17 protein-coding genes are annotated in these 19,170 nt (G+C 67.3%); 6 read left to right on the forward strand and 11 right to left on the reverse strand.

Going from position 1 to position 19,170, the window contains the following annotated elements:
• Positions 1–426: 426 nt before the first annotated feature.
• The gene (locus KME82_RS24390) at positions 427–3,216 is read left to right on the forward strand and encodes a TonB-dependent receptor plug domain-containing protein (protein ID WP_215496326.1); all 2,790 of its coding nucleotides are present in this window, start codon (positions 427–429) and stop codon (positions 3,214–3,216) included.
• Positions 3,217–4,204: 988 nt separating this feature from the next.
• Here KME82_RS24390 and glyS read toward each other — a convergent pair.
• Entirely contained in the window at positions 4,205–6,397 is a 2,193-nt protein-coding gene (gene glyS / locus KME82_RS24395) for a glycine--tRNA ligase subunit beta (protein WP_215496327.1), read from the reverse strand.
• 144 nt (positions 6,398–6,541) lie between these two features.
• Positions 6,542–7,477, reverse strand: coding sequence for a glycine--tRNA ligase subunit alpha (gene glyQ / locus KME82_RS24400; RefSeq protein ID WP_036105085.1), 936 nt, complete (start codon positions 7,475–7,477; stop codon positions 6,542–6,544).
• Between the two features lie 116 nt (positions 7,478–7,593).
• Between glyQ and KME82_RS24405 the strand changes: the two genes are divergently transcribed.
• Positions 7,594–8,319 carry a glutamine amidotransferase gene (locus KME82_RS24405; RefSeq protein WP_215496328.1) on the forward strand — a complete coding sequence of 242 codons (726 nt, stop codon included), beginning with the start codon at positions 7,594–7,596 and terminating at the stop codon, positions 8,317–8,319.
• Positions 8,320–8,502: 183 nt separating this feature from the next.
• On the forward strand, positions 8,503–9,435 hold the full coding sequence (locus KME82_RS24410; protein WP_215496329.1) for a hypothetical protein: 933 nt from the start codon (positions 8,503–8,505) through the stop codon (positions 9,433–9,435).
• 19 nt (positions 9,436–9,454) lie between these two features.
• Here the strand turns inward: KME82_RS24410 and KME82_RS24415 are convergent, their stop codons facing one another.
• The 6 genes from KME82_RS24415 to KME82_RS24440 all read right to left on the reverse strand — a co-directional run bounded on the left by KME82_RS24415 (position 9,455) and on the right by KME82_RS24440 (position 13,199).
• Entirely contained in the window at positions 9,455–10,246 is a 792-nt protein-coding gene (locus KME82_RS24415; RefSeq protein ID WP_215496330.1) for an RDD family protein, read from the reverse strand.
• Entirely contained in the window at positions 10,243–11,037 is a 795-nt protein-coding gene (tatC, locus tag KME82_RS24420) for a twin-arginine translocase subunit TatC (protein ID WP_215496331.1), read from the reverse strand. The genes KME82_RS24415 and tatC overlap by 4 nt, the downstream gene beginning before the upstream one ends.
• Positions 11,024–11,578, reverse strand: coding sequence for a Sec-independent protein translocase protein TatB (tatB, locus tag KME82_RS26895; protein WP_215496332.1), 555 nt, complete (start codon positions 11,576–11,578; stop codon positions 11,024–11,026). Before tatB ends, tatC begins: the two co-directional genes overlap by 14 nt.
• 45 nt (positions 11,579–11,623) lie before the next feature.
• Positions 11,624–11,863, reverse strand: coding sequence for a Sec-independent protein translocase subunit TatA (gene tatA / locus KME82_RS24430; RefSeq protein ID WP_036105095.1), 240 nt, complete (start codon positions 11,861–11,863; stop codon positions 11,624–11,626).
• A 197-nt stretch (positions 11,864–12,060) separates the two neighbouring features.
• Complete coding sequence (locus KME82_RS24435) at positions 12,061–12,960, reverse strand: lipid-binding SYLF domain-containing protein (protein ID WP_215499196.1); 900 nt, start codon at positions 12,958–12,960, stop codon at positions 12,061–12,063.
• 62 nt (positions 12,961–13,022) lie between these two features.
• Positions 13,023–13,199, reverse strand: a complete 177-nt coding sequence (locus KME82_RS24440) for a hypothetical protein (protein ID WP_215496333.1) — start codon at positions 13,197–13,199, stop codon at positions 13,023–13,025.
• 60 nt (positions 13,200–13,259) lie between these two features.
• On the opposite strand from KME82_RS24440, the gene hemH reads away from it, so the two are divergent.
• Positions 13,260–14,264 (forward strand): ferrochelatase, encoded by a 1,005-nt coding sequence (gene hemH, locus KME82_RS24445; RefSeq protein ID WP_215499197.1) that lies wholly within the window; start codon positions 13,260–13,262, stop codon positions 14,262–14,264.
• A 193-nt stretch (positions 14,265–14,457) separates the two neighbouring features.
• A complete protein-coding gene (locus tag KME82_RS24450) occupies positions 14,458–15,318 on the forward strand; it encodes an alpha/beta fold hydrolase (RefSeq protein ID WP_215499198.1) in 861 nt (286 codons plus the stop codon).
• A gap of 358 nt (positions 15,319–15,676) precedes the next feature.
• Here the strand turns inward: KME82_RS24450 and KME82_RS24455 are convergent, their stop codons facing one another.
• From KME82_RS24455 to ttcA, 3 genes are all read right to left on the reverse strand, one after another.
• The gene (locus tag KME82_RS24455; RefSeq protein ID WP_215496334.1) at positions 15,677–16,471 is read right to left on the reverse strand and encodes a M48 family metallopeptidase; all 795 of its coding nucleotides are present in this window, start codon (positions 16,469–16,471) and stop codon (positions 15,677–15,679) included.
• Between the two features lie 329 nt (positions 16,472–16,800).
• Positions 16,801–17,709, reverse strand: coding sequence for a recombination-associated protein RdgC (locus KME82_RS24460; protein WP_215496335.1), 909 nt, complete (start codon positions 17,707–17,709; stop codon positions 16,801–16,803).
• Between the two features lie 177 nt (positions 17,710–17,886).
• Positions 17,887–18,810 (reverse strand): tRNA 2-thiocytidine(32) synthetase TtcA, encoded by a 924-nt coding sequence (gene ttcA, locus KME82_RS24465; protein ID WP_215496336.1) that lies wholly within the window; start codon positions 18,808–18,810, stop codon positions 17,887–17,889.
• A 110-nt stretch (positions 18,811–18,920) separates the two neighbouring features.
• On the opposite strand from ttcA, the gene KME82_RS24470 reads away from it, so the two are divergent.
• Entirely contained in the window at positions 18,921–19,130 is a 210-nt protein-coding gene (locus KME82_RS24470; RefSeq protein ID WP_036105101.1) for a YdcH family protein, read from the forward strand.
• Positions 19,131–19,170 lie beyond the last annotated feature (40 nt).

Raw genomic sequence — 19,170 nt, forward strand, 5'->3', positions numbered from 1 at the left:
CGGCCGGCCGACGCGCGCGGCCGTCGCCTAGGCACGCGGGCCTATCACGCGCTCGCGCCGACGACAATTTTCCGCGGCGACATTGCCGCCGGGGAAAAGTGAATCGCGTCGCAGTAACCGAGCGCGGTTTCGATAGCCCGAACCATGCATTTCGCCGCGTCGCCGCGGACGCGACGCGGGCCGATGTACTTCGATTGCGAACCCGCCCGCCGAGGCACCGCCACGTATTGCGTCCATGCGCACGCAAGTCGTAGTTTCGGCACAGGGAAACTCGTTTCGTCGCCACGCGCATGCCCCGGTCCACGACCGGGCTTCGCGCGTTTGCCGTGGTTTCGTGGCGCAGCGACAGCGCGGCTCCCTCAAGGCAATCCCCCGTAAGCCGCGTCACACACAAGCGGCGCCGTACGAATCGAGGAACCCGACATCATGCATCGACATTTGCTAGCCACCGCCGTCCACGCCGCGCTCGCCGCCGCGTTGATCGCTTCGCCCGCCCATGCCCAGGACCCCGCGCCGAGCCCGGCACCGACCGAGATCGACAAGGTCACCGTGACCGGCTCGCTGATCCCGCGCACCGAAATCGAAACCGCCACGCCGGTGATTTCGATCAGCGCCGAGAGCATCAAGCGCCAGGGCTTCAAGGACGTCTACGACGTGCTGCGTTCGCAACCGCTGGCGACCGGCGCGGTGCAGGACTCCCAGTTCATCGGCGGCTTCACCACCAACGCCGAACCCATCAGCCTGCTCGGCCTGGACCCGGGCTTCACCCTGGTGCTGATCGACGGCCGGCCGATGGCCGACTACCCGCTGCTGTACAACGGCCAGAGCAACTTCACCGACCTGGCCAGCATTCCCACCGCGATGGTCGAGCGCATCGACATCGCGCCGGGCAACCAGTCGGCGATCTACGGCTCCAGCGCGATCGCCGGCGTGGTCAACATCATCTTGAAAAAGCGCATCGACGGCACCCACCTCAACCTGCGTTTCGGCGGCTACGACCAGGGCGGCGGCGAAAGCACGCGCCTGCAGTTGATCGGCGGCAAGAGCTTCGGCGAACTCAACCTGACCTACGGCCTGCAATACAGCATGCAGGACCCGATCTACGGCTACGACCGCCGGCGCATCGATTCGACCAGCGACAACCCCGACCCCGAAGCGCGCTACGGCACCCGCAACTTCGTCCACATCAACGCCGACGTGTCGCCCAACGAATACATCGACCCGGGCGCGGCGACCTGCGCCAGCCTCGGCCATCTGTTCAACGGCACGATCATCCGCGACTTCCGCCCCAACCGCGGTTATTACTGCGGCAGCCGCGAAGACGTCGGCTACGCCACGCTCATGAACCGCAAGCGCGACATCAGCGGTTACCTCAACGCCAGTTACGCGCTCAACGACCGCCACGAGCTGTACGGCACGCTGCTGATCGGCCGCAACAAGTCCGAAGCCAATCCCGGCACCCGCATCTGGACCACCGCCGAATCCACCAACGGCCTGTTCCTCAACGACGTGAGCGGCCAGTTCGAAACCTACCAGCGCATCTTCGCGCCGGAGGAAACCGGCAGCGTCGACGCCAACAACGAGCGCCAGACCAGCGATTCCTACAACCTGGCCCTGGGCTCGCGCGGCAGCTTCGGCGATTCGGCCTGGAACTACGACGCCTACTTCGGCCGCTCGCAGTACACCGTCGACAGCAAGCAGCTGTGGCTGCTCGGCGCGGCCAGCGATGCGTTCTTCGAACAGCGCTTCCTCGGCCCGGTGATCGACCACGTCGGCCCCTACCCGGTGTACGCGCCCAGCGACGACAGCGGCTTCTACCGGCCGTTGACGCCGGCCGAGTACGCCAGCATCTCCGACGTCATCCACACCAAGTCCGAGACCTGGACCCAGAACGTCAACCTGCAACTGACCAACACCGAGTTGTTCAGGCTGCCGGCCGGCGCGGTCGGTTTCGCCGCGGTGCTGCAGGCCGGCGAACAATCGTGGAAGAACCCGACCGACCCGCGCGTGGTCAACGGCGACTTCTTCGGCCTCACCGGCACCCAGGGCGAAGGCAAGCGCCGCAACCAGGCCGTCGGCCTGGAGTTCCGCGTGCCGATCTTCAGCCAGTTGACCGCCAGCCTGTCGGGCCGCTACGACAAGTACAAGAACGTCGGCGCCGGTTCGGACGCCGACGGCACCTACAAGATCGGCCTGGAGTACCGGCCGGTGTCGTCCCTGCTGCTGCGCGCCAACTACGCGACCGCGTTCAAGGCCCCCGACATGGCCTACGTGTTCGCCGGTGACAGCGGCTACTTCACCACCGTGGTCGACTACTACCGCTGCGCCACCGAGGAACCCGGCGAGAGCATCGGCAACTGCACCTACAACGGCGAATCGGTCTCGGGCCAGCGCAGCGGCGCCAAAGACCTCAAGTCGATCACCGCCAAGTCGTGGGGCGCGGGCATCATGTGGGCGCCGAGCGGCAACTTCGACGTCAGCGTCGATTACTACAACATCAAGATCGACGACGAGGTCAACGACCTCAACATCGACGCGGTGTTGCGCACCGAATCGGCCTGCCGCCAGGGCCAGCTCGACATCGCCTCGCCCAGCTGCGTGGACGCGCTCGCGCGCATCACCCGCCTGCCGGCCGACGCGCCGGTGCCGTTCCAGCTCGACAGCGTGCGCACCAACCCGATCAACGTATCCAAGGAAGAAGTGCAGGGCCTCACCGCCAAGCTCAACTACCGCTGGGAGACCGAGCGTTGGGGCAACTTCGCCCTGGGCGCGAACTACAACGTCACCCTCAAGCACGAGAACCAGCAGTACCCGGGCGACCCGGTCATCGACTACCTGCGCGATCCGTTCTACTCCTCGGAGTTCCACAGCATCGGCAGCGCGTCGCTGAGCTGGATGAAGGGCCCGTGGACGACCACGCTGTACGGAACCCGTTACGGCCGCACGCCGAACTACGCTTCGCAGATCGACCCGGCCGGCTATTCCACCGAGGACGGCGGGCGGATGAAGCCGTACCTGACCTTCAACGGCAGCGCGAGCTACGAGTTCGACGAGGACGTGTCGCTGAGCTTCACGGTCAACAATCTGTTCAACAAGATGCCCGATCGCGACAAGACGTATTCGGCGTATCCGTATTTCAACAACTTCAACTACAACATCTACGGCCGGTCGTTCATGGTCGAGGTGAACTGGCGGTTTGGGGCGGGGTCGCAGTAAGCCTCTGGCTGCGCGCCATCGACCACGAAAAAGGCCGGCGTTCGCCGGCCTTTTTCTTTGCGCCGGGACTTGGCAGTAAGCGCGGCCTTACTGCGGCTGGTGTTGTCTTCGTCGTGGCTGTGGCCGTGGCCGTGGCCGTGGCCGTGGCCGTGGCCGTGGCCGTGGCTACAGCTTCGACCATGACCATGAATTCCGCTTCCGCTTCCGCTTCCGCTTCGGCTTCGGCTTCGGCTTCGGCTTGAGCCTGAAGTCGCGCAGTTCACCCAGCGCTACGAGGCTTGTAACTCGCGTTAGCAAACGCACACCCGGAGGGCGGCGCACATGGATGTGCGCCGTGCGCCACCGGGACAGGATGTCCCGTGTGGCGCATGCCCGCGCCTGCACCGATCTTGCGGGCCCTTGATTCAAAGAAAAGCGTTTTTCTTTGGTTACCTTTCTTTTGTCGCTTTTGACAAAAGAAAGTAACTCGGCCGCTTGCGGACGAAAGCTGTTGATCTTGCCTTCGGCTTCAAAAGCTCTAGAGCTTCAAATCCTTGAAGCTGCAAACAGGATCAAAAGCTTCCGCCACTAAAGCGGCGGGTAACTTTCTTTTGTCCAGAGCCACAAAAGAAAGTCACCAAAGAAAAAGGCGTTCCTGTTTCGAATCAAGAGCCGCACGATCGGTGCTGACGCGGGCATGCGCCACACGAGACATCCTGTCTCGGTGGCGCACGGCGCACATCCATGTGCGCCGCCCTCCGGGTGTGCTGTTGTTCTCGCGAGTTAGTCGCCTCGTAGCGCTGGATGAGCTGCAAGACTTCAAGCGAGAGTCGCATGACCTACCTGTAGGAGCGGCGCAAGCCGCGACCGCGCCACTGCGGCTACGCCGTCGGTTTCGTCATACCCGTAATGTCGCGGTCGCGGCTCGCGCCGCTCCTACAGGGGCTCCGACGCAGCCGCGATGAAGGCGTGCGCCGACGCCGGCCACGTTCGAACCGGTCGGAACGCCTCAGATCGACAGATGTTCGATCGCCGCGACACTGCCCAGACGATCCGACAATCGCTTCAACAACGCCAGACGGTTGTTGCGCACCGCGCTGTCGTCGACATTGACCATCACCTTGTCGAAGAACGCATCGACCTGCGGACGCAAACGCGCCAGACGGCCGAGCACGGCGACGTAATCGCGCTGCGCCAACAACGGATCGGTGTCGGCGACGGCCGCATCGACGGCTTCGGCCAGTTCGCGCTCGGCCGGCTCGTTGAACAACGAGGCGTCGATCGCGCTGGGCACATCGCCCTCGACCTTCTTGAGGATGTTGCGGCTGCGCTTGTTGGCCGCGGCGAGGGCTTCGGCTTCCGGGAGCTTGACGAATTCAGCAATCGCTTTGAGGCGCAGGTCGAAATCAGAAAGTTTCAAACCCACCTGCGAATTGACTAATGCCTCGACCGTATCGAACTGATGAGACGGTACAGATTGATCGGCGTAATAACTACGTAAGCGATCGAGGATGAACGACGTGATGTCACCTGCGTTCAAGACTGCCAAGGGCAGTACGCTTTCGTCCAGCGGCTGGGAAGCTGCTTTTAGCTCTTTGTCTTTCAGCGCATCGGCCGCTTTTTTTCTTACCTCAATCTGCTGCCGAAGTGGCTGCTGGAATGCGTCAACCGAACTGGCCTCTAACAGCGCCTTTTCCAAGTCGATCTCTAGTCCACCTTCGATCAAAGTACGTGCCAAGCCCAGTGCATTACGACGTAGGCTGAAAGGATCTTTATTGCCAGTCGGCTTAAGCCCAGCTGCGAAACCACCTGCCAGCGTGTCCAACCGCTCAGCAATCGCAACCACCTGTCCCAACTTAGAAGGCGCAATCGCATCCCCCGCAAACCGCGGCATATACGCCTCGTCGATCGCATCGGCGACCTCGGCCGCTTCGCCCGCGGCCTTCGCGTAGTACCGCCCGGCGATGCCCTGCAATTCCGGAAACTCGTTGACCATGCGCGACTGCAGGTCGTTCTTCGACAGTTCCGCCGTGCGCCGCGCCTGCGCGGGATCGACCCCGGCCGCCGGCGCGATGGCTTCGGCCAACGCCGCCACGCGCGCGACCTTGTCGGCCACGCTGCCCAGCTTGTCCTGGTACTTGACCGTCTTGAGCCCCTCGCCCATCGACGCGAGCCCCTGCTTGAGGTCTTCGTCGAAGAAGAACTTGGCGTCGGCGAAACGCGGGCGGATCACGCGTTCGTAGCCCTTGCGCACTTCGGACTCGTCGCGGCTGGCGATATTGGCCACGCCGATGAAGCGCTCGCTCAAGGTGCCGGCGGCGTCGAGCACCGGGAAGAATTTCTGGTTGGCTTCCATGGTCGCGATCAGCGCTTCCTGCGGCACGGCGAGGAATTCGCGTTCGAACCCGCAGGCGATCGCCACCGGCCATTCGGTCAGGCCGTTGACCTCTTCCAGGATGCCGGCGTCGATGCGCGCGCTGCCGCCGGTCGCGCTGGCGGCGGCGGTGACTTCCTGCACGATGCGTTCGCGGCGTTCGTCCGGATCGACCAGCACGTTGGCGCCGCGCAGGGATTCGATGTAGTCGCCGGGCAGGCTGAACCACACCGGCTTGTCGTGCATGAAGCGGTGGCCGCGGCTCATGCGGTCGCTGCTCACGCCGAGCACCTGCGCCGGCACCACGTCCTTGCCGAGCAGCAGCACCAGCCAATGCACCGGCCGGGCGAAACCGTAGTCGTGGCCGCCCCAGCGCATCGGCTTGGGAATCGGCATCGCGGCCAGCGCTTCGCGCACGATCTGTTCGAGCAGGCTGGCGGTGTCGGCGCCGGGCTTGGTGGCGCGGTGGACGAAACGCTCGCCCTTGACGTCGCTGGTGCGCTCCAGCGCGGTCCAGTCGATGCCGGCCTTGGCGGCGAAACCCTGCAATGCCTTGGTCGGCTGGCCCTGCGGATCGAGCGCGATGTTGAGATACGGGCCGAGCACTTCGCTCTTCTGCTCGGGCTGGCGCACGTCGACGGCGCGCAACAGCACGGCCAGGCGGCGCGGCGTGTACAGCGGCTTGGCGCCGTCGCGGTCGAAGCCGATGCCGCGCTTGTGCAGGCCGTCGAGCACGCCGTCGAAGAACGCCTGGGCCAGGCCCGGCAGGGCCTTGACCGGCAGTTCTTCGGTGCCCAGTTCGATCAGGAGAGGTTGGGTCGTGCTCATGCGGTGGCCTTTGCGGTGGTGTCTTCGTTGGGAAGACGCCTCGTGCTGGGTGCGGCGAGGTGGGTGAATTTGCGGCGTGGGCTGCGGCTTGGGAGGCCCTCACCCCAACCCCTCTCCCGCGGGCGGGAGAGGGGCTTTAGGAGGTCAGGCGGCTTCGGCGTTCGAGGGCTGTTTCAGGCCGGGGAAGCCCAGCTTCTCGCGCTGGGCGAAATACGCCTCGGCCACGCCCTGGGCGATGCGGCGCACGCGCAGGATGTAGCGCTGGCGTTCGGTCACGCTGATCGCGCGGCGCGCATCGAGCAGGTTGAACGAATGCGAGGCTTTGCAGACTTGATCGTAGGCCGGCAGCGGCAGGCCGATCTCGATCAGCTTGAGCGCTTCGGCTTCGCAGGCGTCGAAGCGGTGGAACAGTTCTTCCACGTCGGCGTGTTCGAAGTTGTACGCGCTCTGCTCGACTTCGTTCTGGTGGTAAACGTCGCCGTAGGTCACCGGGACGCCGTCGGGACCGTAGGTCCAGACCAGGTCGTAGACGTTGTCGACGTTCTGCAGGTACATGCACAGGCGCTCGAGACCGTAGGTGATCTCGCCGAGCACCGGCCGGCATTCCAGGCCGCCGGCCTGCTGGAAATAGGTGAACTGGGTGACTTCCATGCCGTTGAGCCAGACTTCCCAGCCCAGGCCCCAGGCGCCGAGCGTCGGCGATTCCCAGTTGTCCTCGACCAGGCGCAGGTCATGCACCAGCGGGTCGACGCCGAGCGCCTTGAGCGAGTCGAAGTACAGCTCGACGATGTTGTCCGGGCTGGGCTTCATCGCCACCTGGTACTGGTAGTAGCGCTGCAGGCGGTTGGGGTTTTCGCCGTAGCGGCCGTCGGTGGGACGGCGGCAGGGCTGCACGTAGGCGGCGTTCCACGGCTCCGGGCCCAGCGCGCGCAGGAAGGTGGCCGGGTGGAAGGTGCCGGCGCCGACTTCCAGGTCCAGCGGCTGGATCAGCACACAGCCATGCTCGGCCCAGAACGCGTTCAAGCGCTGGATCATGCTCTGGAAGGTGATCACTGGGGTCGGTGCGTCGCTCTCGGCCATGGTCTCATCGCAGTGCAGCAAAGCGGGTTAGTATAGCCACGAGCCTTGCCTGCCGGGCTTTTGCCCCGGTTCGCAGCGCACACTTCCGCAGTGACTTCCCCCGTCGACGCCGCCCCGTGAACCCGCCCTTCCTGATCGTCGAAACCGGCCAGCCGGTCGCCTCCATGCGCCGCCATCGCGGCTTTCCGCACTGGATCCGGGTCGCCGCCGGGCTGGGACGCGACGAGGCGGTGGTGGTCGACGTCGAACGCGGCCAGGCATTGCCGAGCCGCGAAGGCTTCGCCGGGGCGATCGTGACCGGCTCGGGCGCGATGGTCACCGACCGCGCCGACTGGAGCGAACGCAGCGCGCAGTGGCTGCGCGAGGCCGCGCATGCAGGCCTGCCGCTGTTCGGCATCTGCTACGGCCACCAGTTGCTGGCGCACGCGCTCGGCGGCGAGGTCGGCAATCATCCCGCCGGCCGCGAGATGGGCACCATCGGCCTGGAGCTGCATGCCAGCGCCGGCGCCGATCCCTTGTTCGCCGGCCTGCCGGAACGGTTCGCGGCCCAGGCCACCCACCTGCAGACCGTGCTGCGCGCGCCCGACGGCGCGACCGTGCTGGCGCGCTCGCAGCACGACGCCTGCCATGCGTTCCGCTGGGGCGACCGGGCCTGGGGCGTGCAGTTCCATCCCGAATTCAGCGCCGGCCACATGCGCGGTTACGTGCGCGCGCGCCAGGACGCGCTGCGCAGCGAGGGCCTGTGCCCGAAGGCCGTCGCCGGCGGCATCAGCGCGGCGCCGCACGCGCGGCGGGTGCTGCGGCGTTTCATCGGTCATGCGCGCAGCCTGCACGGGCGCTGAGCCCGCCGGCACGCCACCGTCTCGCCGCGACCTCGCGGCGAAGGCCGCCATCGGATGGCGCGCCACGCCGCAGCGCACGCCCGGCGCGATGCGCGCGCCGTCGTCACGCGCGCCTTCGCACCATGGCGCGTCCGCTTCGCATGCTTTCGTCCAGTCAGGGGCCCATGGCCCGGGATCGATCCGATGACCCAACCCATCCGCAAGGTTCCGCTGACCCACGGCGCGCAATGGCTGATCCGCGCGTTCAACCTGGGTACGCGCAACCCGCGCGCGATCTTCGGCGCCGGCCTGCTGGTGATGGCGGTGCTGTACCTGGTGCTGTACCTGTTCACCATCCCGCTGCGGATCGGCGAAGGCGAGGTCGACATGGAGCGCTTCGTCACCGTGATCGGCATCGCCGCGCTCGCCGCGGTGCTGGTGCTGCCGGTGCTGCTGGGCGGATTGATGCACGTGATCCGCGAGGCCGAGAGCGGCCGCCCGGTGCGCGCGCGCGACCTGTTCGCGCCGCTGCGCCAGCACAAGGCGGTGCAGCTGGCGCTGCTCGGGGTGATCCAGATCGCGCTGGCGCTGATCTGCGGCACCTTGCTGCTGTGGGCGACCGGGCCGGACTTCTGGGCGCATTACCAGGACATGGCGCGCGGCGCGATCGGCGGGCAAGTCAACGTGCCGGCCGCCGAATCGCCGGCGCTGGTGGTGCTGGTGCAACTGGTCTACTACTACTTCAGCACCGCGGTGGTGCTGGTCTCGATCCCGCTGATCATGTTCTCCGGGCTGGATATCTCCGCGGCGGTACGGCGCAGTCTCGGCGCGTCGGTGTGGAACCTGGGTTCGTACCTGTTCGCGGCGATGCTGTTCATGCTCGGGGTGATGATTTCCGGCGCGCTGATCAGCGTGGTGTCGCTGGCGGCGATGCAGCTGGGGTCGCTGATCCACCCGGCGGTCGGCCAGTTGCTGGTGGTGGCCGTGGTCGTGGCCTACGGCTCGGCGTTCCTGGTGGTGATGTGCGGCACCTGCTACTACGCCTGGCGCGACGTGTTCAGCGACAACGACGATGCGCCCGCGGCGAATGCGCCGAACACGCCGCGTTCGCCGCGTCCGGGCGAGCTGGAAGCTTGAGCCGCGCGAATCCTTTCGCCTACAGCGCGCCGGACTGAGCCAGCGCGGCGTCCATCGCCGCCTGCATCGCGCGCATCAGCCAGAACGTTGCGCTGAACCCGACGATCACCTGCACCGCCACCCAGGCCCAGGCCCACAGCGGCATGCGCGCGTGCGCGTCGCGCAGCACCCGCGCGCCGGCGAGGCGGTCGTGCAGGGCGCGGTATTCGGGCTTGGCCATCGCGATCACGTGGCCGAGGTTCAACAGCAGCCACGACAATCCGCCGCCGAGATAACGCAGCACCGCGCGGCCCGGACTCAGCCGGCGCCCGGCGATATCGGTGACCCGCAGCCCGAGCACGCGCTTGCCCGGCGTGGCCTGCCACGGCGAGAACGCGACGAAGCCCACCTCGTAGATCAGCCCGAACAAGGCGAACAGGAAGATCCAGCCGAAGATCAGCGAGGTCAGCGCGGCGGTCGAGGCGAGCCCGGCCGCGTGCATCGCGGGATCAGTCATCAATTGCTGGGCGAAGCCGCCGAAGTCGAGGTCGTTGAGCACGCTGTCGGCCATCAGCTCGGCCGCGCGCGCGTTCATCGCCGCGTAGGCCTGCTTCGCCGCCAGCGCCTGATAGCGCCAGTGGCTGGCACCGATCACGCAGGTCGCCATCGCCATCAAGGCCGCATCGAGCGACCACGCCACGTAGCGCGGCCAGAAGCGCGCGGGCAACAACGGCGTGGAAGGCGGCGGCGCAGCGACGGCCGAAGCGGAAATCAGCGGGCCCGGCGGCAATGGCGGCGGCGCGCCCGCGCCGCTCGGAGCCGGCGCGCTCATGGACCGCGCGCGTCCCCGGTCGGGTGATCGTCGGCGTCGCGCGATTCGGTCGCGACCCACTTCGCGGCGATGATGCCCAGCTCATAGAGCAGGCACATCGGAATGGCGAGCATCAACTGCGAGACCACGTCCGGCGGCGTGATCACCGCGGCGATGATGAAGATGCCGACCACCGCGTACCCGCGGCCTTCCTTGAGCTGGGCCGGCGTGACCCAGCCCAGCAGCGCCAGGATCACCAGCGCCACCGGCACCTCGAAGCTGATGCCGAAGGCCAGGAACAGGATCAGCACGAAATCCAGGTAGGCGTTGATGTCGGTCATCATCGACACGCCGGTCGGGGTGATCTTGACCAGGAAACCGAACACCGACGGCAGCACCAGGAAGAACGCGAACGCGCAGCCGGCGTAGAACAGCACCAGCGCCGAGGCCAGCAGCGGCAGCGCCAGCCGCTTCTCGCGCTTGTACAGGCCCGGCGCGACGAACGCCCAGGCCTGGAACAGCAGCCACGGCATCGAGATCATCAACGCGGCGAAGAACGCCAGCTTGAGCGGCGCGGAGAACGGCGAAGCCACTTCGACCGCGATCAGCTGGCTGCCGGCCGGCAGCTTGGCCAGCAGCGGCGTGGCCAGGTAGTGGTAGAGCTTGTTGGCGAACGGCAACAAGCACGCGAATACGATCACCAGCCCGGTTACCCCGCGCAGCAGGCGCGCGCGCAGTTCGATCAGGTGATCGAGCAGACGCGGCTCGGCCGAGGCCTCTTCGCCCGGCACGCCGTGGTCAGCGTCGCTCATCGGCATCGCTCGCGGTGGGCGTGGGCGCGGGGGCATTGGGAGCGGCGGGGCGGTAGTCGGGCTGGGCCGCGCCGGCGTAGTCGTGTTGGTAATCGTGAGTGGGCGGCGCGTCGATCGGCGCGGCCTGCGGCGCCGGCGCATCGAGCGCGGGCGCCGGATGCGCGGTATTGACCGGGTCGGCCGAGCCGTACACCGGCTCCGGCGTCGCCGCCGGATCGGGATCGGCGGCCGCCGTGGCGGTCGCGACCGGCGCGGCGATGCGGCGGTTCATGTCGTCGACTTCGTTGCGGATCGCCTGACCGCTGTCGCGCAGTTGGCTCTGCGCGTCGCGCAGGTCGGCCTGGGCCTGACGCAGGCTGCGCTTGAGCTCCTCGTCGGCCAGCTCGTTCTCGAGTTCGGACTTGACCGAGTACCACTGGGCGCGCGCGCGCCGCACCCACAGCCCGGCGAACCGGGCCGCCTTGGGCAGGCGCTCGGGCCCGAGCACGATCAAGGCCACGATCGCGATTACGAAGACTTCCGAGAAGCCTATGTCGAACATGCGCGTCTGCCAGGCGAGGGATGCGGGTGGCGCAACAGCCCGGGCTCAGCGCGGGTTCTGCTCGTTGTCGCGCGACTGCGACGGCGTGCTGCCGGTGGTGGAGTCGGTGCGGTTGGCGTCGTTGGGCAACTGCGCGGACGGCTTGTCGTCGTCCTGCATGCCTTTCTTGAAACCCTTGACCGCGTCGCCGAGGTCCTTGCCCACGCTGCCCAGACGCTTGGTGCCGAAGACCAGCAGAACAATCACAAGGACGACGATCCAATGACCAATGCCCCAGGCGCCCATGACGTTGCTCGCTGCTGAATGATGAAGACAGCAAGGATACCGCAACCGTTCTTAAGCCAATGTGGCGAAGGTCCTGTATGACCGAACGCCCGATTCGGCATGGTCGCCGCCGCAAAGGGCCTGAACGGGGGCGCGGCCGGATCGACCGACCCGCCCCGGACAGCGGTTGCCCGCTGGCTCGCAGCGACGCCGCAAACTCAGGGCAGCGGTTCGACCTTGGCCGGATTGGGCTGCGCCGGCACGGTCTCGAACGCCTGCGGCTGCGGCTGGGTCTGGGCCGGCTGCGCCTGCACCGGCGCGGTCTGCGCGGTCTGCGCGGGCGCCGCGGTGGCCGCCGGCGCGCTGCCGTGCTCGGGGTAGACCGTCGCGCCCAGCGCCGGACGCTGCTCTTCGGCGGTGCGATGCGACCGCGCGGCGGCGCTGGCTTCTTCCAGGCGGTCGCGGAAATCGACCACCGCATTGGACGGCTGGCCGGTGGCGCGGCCTTCGAAGATCATCCGCGGCGTGTTGCCCTGGCCGTACGCGGCCTGGTTGGCGTCGTCGTCGATCGACAGCGCCGCGCCGTCGAGGGCGATGCCGGCGAACAGGCCGCGCGCGCGCGACCACGACCAGATTTCGGCCTTGAGCTGGCCGTCGGTGGCGGCCGCGGCGGTGCGCCCGACCGGGCCGGCGGCGACGCTGGCGTCGGCGCCGAGGGTGACCTTGCCGTTGACGATCGAGTCCAGGCCGCGATCGCCGCGGAACACCAGCACGATGTCGGAGGACTGCACGCCGGCCTGGAAACCGACGCTGCCGCCGGTGAGCTTGACGAAACTCGGGTTGGACCAGGTGCCGTCGGGGTTCTTGACCGAGACCAGACCGTGGCCGCGACGACCGCCGACCACCAGCCCGATCTTGAGCGTGTCGGGCACCACGACGATCGCGCGCGCCTCGTCGAACAGCTTGTCGGGAATCGCCGATTCGGGAATCTGCTGGATATCGGCCAGCACGCGTACCGCGTCGCGGGCGCGCTGGTCTTCGGTCTGACCGGCGACGGCGGAGGTGGTGGCGGCAAGGCCCAGGCTCAGGGCGAGGCTCAGACTCAGGACGCGGGGCAGCGATCGGGACATGGCGGACTCCGGCGGTGATGCGCAACTGGGCAATGGATGGACGGCAGCCATCACGGTAACCGCAACGACGAGGGTTGGTTCAGGCTAGTAAGCAGGCGATGAATCGCTACGGAATCGGCGAACGCCCGCACGACGGCCGCATTGTAGCGATGCGCGGCCGCGGCATCGCGCGCGGCGAGGATCGTCGCCGTCGACGGGCGCCGATCGCGGCCGACTATCGCAGCCATCGGAACCTTCGATCCGGCAAAACATTTCGCCGTCACCACCGCGAATGTCATCCTATGCGCATGCCCGCCCACGCCAGCATCGCCGCTCACGAGCTTCCTTCCGCCGCCGACACGGCCGTGGTCCTGGTCAATCTAGGAACGCCCGACGCGCCCGACAGCGCTTCGGTGCGGCGCTATCTGGCCGAATTCCTGCACGACCGCCGGGTCGTCGACATGAGCCGCTGGCTGTGGTGCCCGCTGCTGCATTTCGCGATCCTGCCGCTGCGCAGCGGCAAGGTCGCGCACAAGTACGCGAGCGTGTGGCTGCCCGAAGGCTCGCCGCTGGCGGTCCACACCCGCCGCCTGGCCGAGGCGGTGCAGCGCGAATTGCCGCAGGTGCGCGTGCTGCACGCGATGCGTTACGGCAAGCCGTCGTGGAAGCAGTTGCTGCTCGATCTCGAACGCCAGGGCGTGCGCCGCGTGCTCGCGCTGCCGCTGTACCCGCAGTATTCGACCTCGACCACCGCGTCCGTCGGCGATGTGCTCGACGCCTCGCCGGGCATGACGTCGCGGATGGTGCGCGAGTATCACCTCGACCCGGACTGGGTCACGGCGATCGCCGACTCGGTGCGCCGCCATCGCGCCATCCACGGCATGGGCGAGCACCTGCTGATGTCGTTCCACGGCCTGCCGCAGCGTTTCGCCGCGGCCGGCGATCCCTACCCGCTCCACTGCGAAGCCAGCGCGCAGGCGATCGCGCAGGCGCTGGGCTTGCCCGACGATGCCTGGACCTTGAGTTACCAATCGCGCTTCGGCCGCGAACGCTGGCTGGAACCGTCCACCACCGACACCCTGGCCGCGCTGGCGACGCGCGGAGTGCGACGGGTCGACGTGATCGCGCCGGGCTTCGCGGTGGACTGCCTGGAAACCCTGGAAGAAGTCGCGATCATGCTGGCCGAGGAGTTCGCCGCGCGCGGCGGCGAGCTGCGCTACATCCCCTGCCTCAACGATTCGCCAGCCCACGCCGCGGCCCTGGCCGGCGTGATCGAGCGCGAACTGGGCGACTGGGCCGACGTCGCGGTTTGAGCGCAAGCGCGCCGGCCTGGCACGCTTCGCCACGAATTCGCCGCATGGATTTGGCAAAATCGGCGCGCCGTCGTTGGGCGCGATCGCCCACGCATGGTTTGATGAAGCGCCGCGCTCGGGCGCCTGGGGAACGGCCACGCCGATGAGACTTCGCCGACGGGATTTCGCTGATGGGACTTGATTGATGGCCGCAATGCAGGAATTCGTCGTCGACACCGCGTTCGGACGCATCAGCGGGCTGCGCAACGGCAATGCCGGCGCGCCCAGGCTGCTGGCGCTGCACGGCTGGCTCGACAATGCGGCCAGCTTCGTGCCGCTGTCGCCGTGGTTCGGCGGCTACGACCTCGTCGCGCCCGACCTGCCCGGCCACGGCGCCAGCGCGCACCTGCCGGTGTCGAGCGAATACACCCTGGTCACCGCCGCGCGCACCGCGCTGGCGATCGCCGATGCGCTGGGTTGGGAGTGCTTCCACCTGCTCGGCCATTCGCTGGGCGGCGCGACCGCGAGCTTCGTCGCCGCGGCGGTGCCGCAACGGGTCGAGAAACTGCTGCTGATCGAAGCGCTGGGGTCGCTGGCCGAATCCGAGGAACGCGTCGGCACCCGCCTGCGCGAGGCCTTCGCCGGCCTGGCCGCGGCCAACAGCAAGCAACTGCGCGTGTTTCCCGACATCGCCAGCGCGGTGCAGGTGCGCATGGCCGCGAACGATCTGAGCGAACCGGTCGCGCGGCTGCTGGTCGAACGCGGGATCGCACCGGTGCGCAGCGAACACCAGCAAGGCGGCTACGCCTGGCGCAGCGACCCGCGTCTGACTCTGACCTCGGCCCTGCGCATGAGCGAAGGCCAGATGCGCTCGCTGATCCGCGCGATCGACTGCCCCACCTGCATGATCTGGGCCGACCCGGCGCAGAGTTACATGCCCGACACCTTGCGCCGCGAACGCGCCGCGCTGTTGCGCCAAGGGGAATTGCACACCTTGCCGGGCACGCATCACCTGCACATGGAAAAACCGGGCGTGGTGGGTGAGGTGTTTCAGAATTTCTTGACGGGTGGGTGAAAGAAAACCCTCTTGCTGGTTGCGCGGCGGATTGGAGCGAACAGCAAATCCCCCCTACCCCCCCTTTTACAAAGGGGGAACAGCAACAGCCGCGGTCTCATATGAGGCTTCTTCAGAGCGTTGAAATTCGCTCCCTTTGCAAAAGGGGGCCGCGCGCTGCGAAGGCACGAAGCCCGACTGCGCTTGCTCGCGCGGGGGATTTGCTCTTTGCCAGTTGCGCGGCGGATTGGAGCGAAACGCGAATGCCCCCTGCTCCCCTTTCCAAAGGGGGGAACAGCAAAAGCCTGGGTTACTCAATGGCGAAAGCGCGGCGCGTGCTCATGGTAGCCAGCCATCGGCGCCCGCGGCTGCGCACTCGTCACTTATCGTCCGCGATCAACCGCCGCAGACTCGCCTTCAACGCGCGTCCCGAGGTGCGGAAATACTCGCGCTGATCGCGCCAGTCCGGGCAGCGTGCTTCGACCTCGCGCCAGAACGCGCGCGAATGATCGGCATGAATCAGGTGGCACAGCTCGTGCACCAGCACGTATTCGAACGCGGCCGGTGTCGCCAGCACCAGCGACAGATCCAGCGACAAGGCCGCGTCGGGCGCGAGCGAGCCCCATTGCGAGGACATCACCCGGTAGCGCACGCGCGACGGCGCGCGCGGCAGGCCGGGCAGGTACTTCGGCAGCCAGCGGCCGACATCGGCGCGCGCCTGGCCTTCGTAGAAATCGCGCAACGCGCGCCGCAAGTTGGCCGGGCTGACCGTCTCGGGCGCGGCGATCTCGAGCGCGTCGTCGTTCAAGTGCAGGCGCAGATAGCGCGCCTGCCGCCACTGCAGCGGCAAGTCGCGGCCGCGCAGCGGAATGCCGGTGCTGACATGCGCCTGCAGGCTGGCCGCATCGCTGCTGGCGCTGGCGATCTGCGCCAGCAGCCAGTCGCCGTGCTCGATCACGAAGCGCTGGCCGGCGATCTCGCTGGCGCGCATCGGCAAGGTCAGGCGCGGGCCGCGTTCGTCGACGCTGAGCTTGATCCGCCGCGCGCGCGGGTCGCGCACGCGCAGGACTTCGACCACCTGGCCGTTGCCCAGGGTGATCGCGATGGTTTCGCGCGAGACCGCGCGCGGCGCGGGCTGCGGCTTGCCGGTCAGCAGGCGCAGGAGGCTCGTCATGGGTGGGGGACCGCCATGGGCGAAGCATAGCGCCTGGATGACGGTTTTAGCGCGTCGGCGCGTGGCGAAAATCCGTGCGTTCGTGCCTTGGTAAAGGCGGCGCGGCATGCGCGCGACGGCGGCCTGGCCGGTTGCGCCGTGGCGCGAGGTTCGCGGTCGCGGCTTGCGCCGCTCCTACAGGAGGCGATCGAAACCTTCTTGGCGCCGTCAAAGCTTCGCGCATACAGCCGAAGCCCCTGCAGGAGCGGCGCAAGCCGCGACCACGCCACCACGACTGCGGCGCAACCTCGCGGCCCACGCCGGCCCGCAAGGCACCGCTCCGCAACGGCTCAATCGACCTTGGACAACTTCAACGCCGACTCCATCACCCGGAACAGCCGCTTCACTTCGGCGCTCATCAGCGCGAAGCGCGCGTCGAGCTCGGCGCGCACGCCGTCGCTGTCGCTGTTTTCGAGCTGGTCCACGGCGCCGTCGAGCAGCTTGAACTTGCGCACCACCAGGTCTTCGCCGATCACGAACGACACGTGATCGTCCAAGGTGAGGGCCAGGCGCGTGACCTGCTTGCCGGTTTCCAGGTGCTTGGCGATTTCATCGCTTTCCAGTTCCTGGCGCTGGCACTTGACCACCGCGCCCTGATCGACCGGATCGCGCAGTTCGCATTCATCGCCCAGGCTGATGCCGTCGGGCAGTTCCTCGCCGGCGACCCAGCCGGTCAGGATCGAACGCGGCGCGATTTCGGCGTTCAACGGCAGCGCCGGGAAACTGCCGACCGCGCGGCGGATTTCGCTGATCACGTTCTCGCCGGTCTTGCGGCTGGAGGTGTCGACGATGACCAGGCCATGTTCGAGATCGATGATCGCGTCGGTGCGGCCGGGCTTGATGAAGGCGCGCGGCATCAGGTCGACGATCAGTTCGTCCTTGAGCCGCTTGCGGGTGCGGCCGCCGGGCTTGCGGCCTTCCTTCTGCTCGATCTCGGCCAGTTTCTTGGCCAGCATGTCGTTGACGACCGCGCCCGGCAGCAGCCGGTCTTCGCTGCCGACGGTGATCCAGATCGCGTCGCCGATGCGGTTGAGCATCTGCGCGTCCTCGGTGGCGCGGCTGAACGGCGAGATGAAGCCGCGCGAGGACAGCTCCAGTGGGCCGACCGGCTTGAGCGCGCACTCTTCGAGGCCTTTTTCGAGATCGTCGAGTTCATGGGTGGTGGGGAAGCGGAAGAAGGTCAGGTTGCGAAAGAACATCTAGGGGACCGGGAATGGGGAATGGGGAATGGGGAGTCGGAAACAGCCAAGAGCGGCTTGCGGGCCGCCCTTGCTCGTCATTCCCGCGAAGGCGGGAATCCAAAGACTTCAGAGTCATGCCTGGATGAAGCCCTGGATTCCCGCCTTCGCGGGAATGACGACTTGGGAAGTACGCGGTTATCCAACTTGCGCGTCGTTAACTTGCGTGTCGTCCGTTTCAACGGATGCTTCATCGAGCCACACAGGCGCATCGACGACCGGCGCGGCGCCCGCCTTGCCCAGCCCCAGAAAATCGAACAACTTCGCATCGCTCAACTGCGACGGCCGGATATCGCCGAGCGCGCGCGAAATCGTCTCGATGCGGCCCGGCGTCTCGCGTTCCCAGGCATCCATCATGCGCTTGACCTGCTTGCGCTGCAGGTTTTCCTGCGAGCCGCACAGGTTGCACGGGATGATCGGGAAATCCTTGACCGCCGCGTAATCGACGATGTCGTCCTCGCGTACATAGGCCAGCGGCCGGATCACCACGTGTTTGCCGTCGTCGGACAGCAGCTTGGGCGGCATGCCGCTGAGCTTGGCGTGGAAGAACAGATTCAGGAAAAACGTGGCGACCAGGTCGTCGCGATGATGCCCGAGCGCGATCTTGGTGAACCCCTGCTCCGCCGCGTAGGTATACAGCGCCCCGCGCCGCAGCCGCGAACACAACGAGCACATCGTCTTGCCTTCCGGCACCACGCGCGTCACCACCGAGTAGGTGTCCTGCTCGAGGATCTTGTACGCCACCCCGATCGATTCGAGGTACGCCGGCAACACGTGCTCGGGAAAGTCGGGCTGCTTCTGGTCCAGGTTGACCGCGACCAGTTCGAACTTCACCGGCGCCTTCTTCTGCAGCTGCAGGAGAATGTCGAGCAAGGTGTAGCTGTCCTTGCCGCCGGACAGGCAGACCATGACCTTGTCGCCTTCTTCGATCATGCCGAAATCGGCGATGGCGCGGCCGACCTGATGGCGCAGGCGGGTGGCCAGGCGCTCGCCGTCGGCGACGCGGGCGGTGTCCGGGCGCGGGCGGCGGACGGGTTCGGCGAGGGGCAGGACGATGCTCATGAGGCCGTCGATTCTACGCTACGGGTCGGTGAACGCAGCCGGTGCGGACGGCCGCGGCGGACCGGCGCCACCGATGACGGCCGCAAGGGCGGCGCGTTAAGCTCAGCGGCATGACCGTCAGCACCGACTCCACCGAGATCGTCCGCCAGCTCGCCGAACTGCGGCTGGAGCATCGCGATCTCGACGCGGCCATCGACCGTCTGGCCCTGGACCCGCAGGCCGACGAGCTGACGGTCAAGCGGCTCAAGAAGCGCAAGCTGTGGTTGAAGGACTGCATCGCCCGGCTGGAAAGCGCGCTGATCCCCGACGAACCGGCCTGACCGCCGCCGCGCCTGCCAGCGGCATGGATGTCATGTCCAG

This window comes from Lysobacter capsici (genome assembly GCF_018732085.1).
In the GTDB taxonomy this organism is placed as follows: Bacteria; Pseudomonadota; Gammaproteobacteria; order Xanthomonadales; family Xanthomonadaceae; genus Lysobacter; species Lysobacter capsici_A.

Coding starts and splice junctions, on each gene's coding strand:
- KME82_RS24440 (WP_215496333.1), bottom strand. CDS start 13,199: ATGGCTGCGATAGTCGGCCGCGATCGGCGCCCGTCGACGGCGACGATC.
- KME82_RS24460 (WP_215496335.1), bottom strand. CDS start 17,709: ATGTTCTTTCGCAACCTGACCTTCTTCCGCTTCCCCACCACCCATGAA.
- tatB (WP_215496332.1), bottom strand. CDS start 11,578: ATGTTCGACATAGGCTTCTCGGAAGTCTTCGTAATCGCGATCGTGGCC.
- tatA (WP_036105095.1), bottom strand. CDS start 11,863: ATGGGCGCCTGGGGCATTGGTCATTGGATCGTCGTCCTTGTGATTGTT.
- KME82_RS24415 (WP_215496330.1), bottom strand. CDS start 10,246: ATGAGCGCGCCGGCTCCGAGCGGCGCGGGCGCGCCGCCGCCATTGCCG.
- KME82_RS24410 (WP_215496329.1), top strand. CDS start 8,503: ATGACCCAACCCATCCGCAAGGTTCCGCTGACCCACGGCGCGCAATGG.
- KME82_RS24450 (WP_215499198.1), top strand. CDS start 14,458: ATGCAGGAATTCGTCGTCGACACCGCGTTCGGACGCATCAGCGGGCTG.
- hemH (WP_215499197.1), top strand. CDS start 13,260: ATGCCCGCCCACGCCAGCATCGCCGCTCACGAGCTTCCTTCCGCCGCC.
- ttcA (WP_215496336.1), bottom strand. CDS start 18,810: ATGAGCATCGTCCTGCCCCTCGCCGAACCCGTCCGCCGCCCGCGCCCG.
- tatC (WP_215496331.1), bottom strand. CDS start 11,037: ATGAGCGACGCTGACCACGGCGTGCCGGGCGAAGAGGCCTCGGCCGAG.
- KME82_RS24455 (WP_215496334.1), bottom strand. CDS start 16,471: ATGACGAGCCTCCTGCGCCTGCTGACCGGCAAGCCGCAGCCCGCGCCG.
- KME82_RS24390 (WP_215496326.1), top strand. CDS start 427: ATGCATCGACATTTGCTAGCCACCGCCGTCCACGCCGCGCTCGCCGCC.
- glyS (WP_215496327.1), bottom strand. CDS start 6,397: ATGAGCACGACCCAACCTCTCCTGATCGAACTGGGCACCGAAGAACTG.
- KME82_RS24470 (WP_036105101.1), top strand. CDS start 18,921: ATGACCGTCAGCACCGACTCCACCGAGATCGTCCGCCAGCTCGCCGAA.
- glyQ (WP_036105085.1), bottom strand. CDS start 7,477: ATGGCCGAGAGCGACGCACCGACCCCAGTGATCACCTTCCAGAGCATG.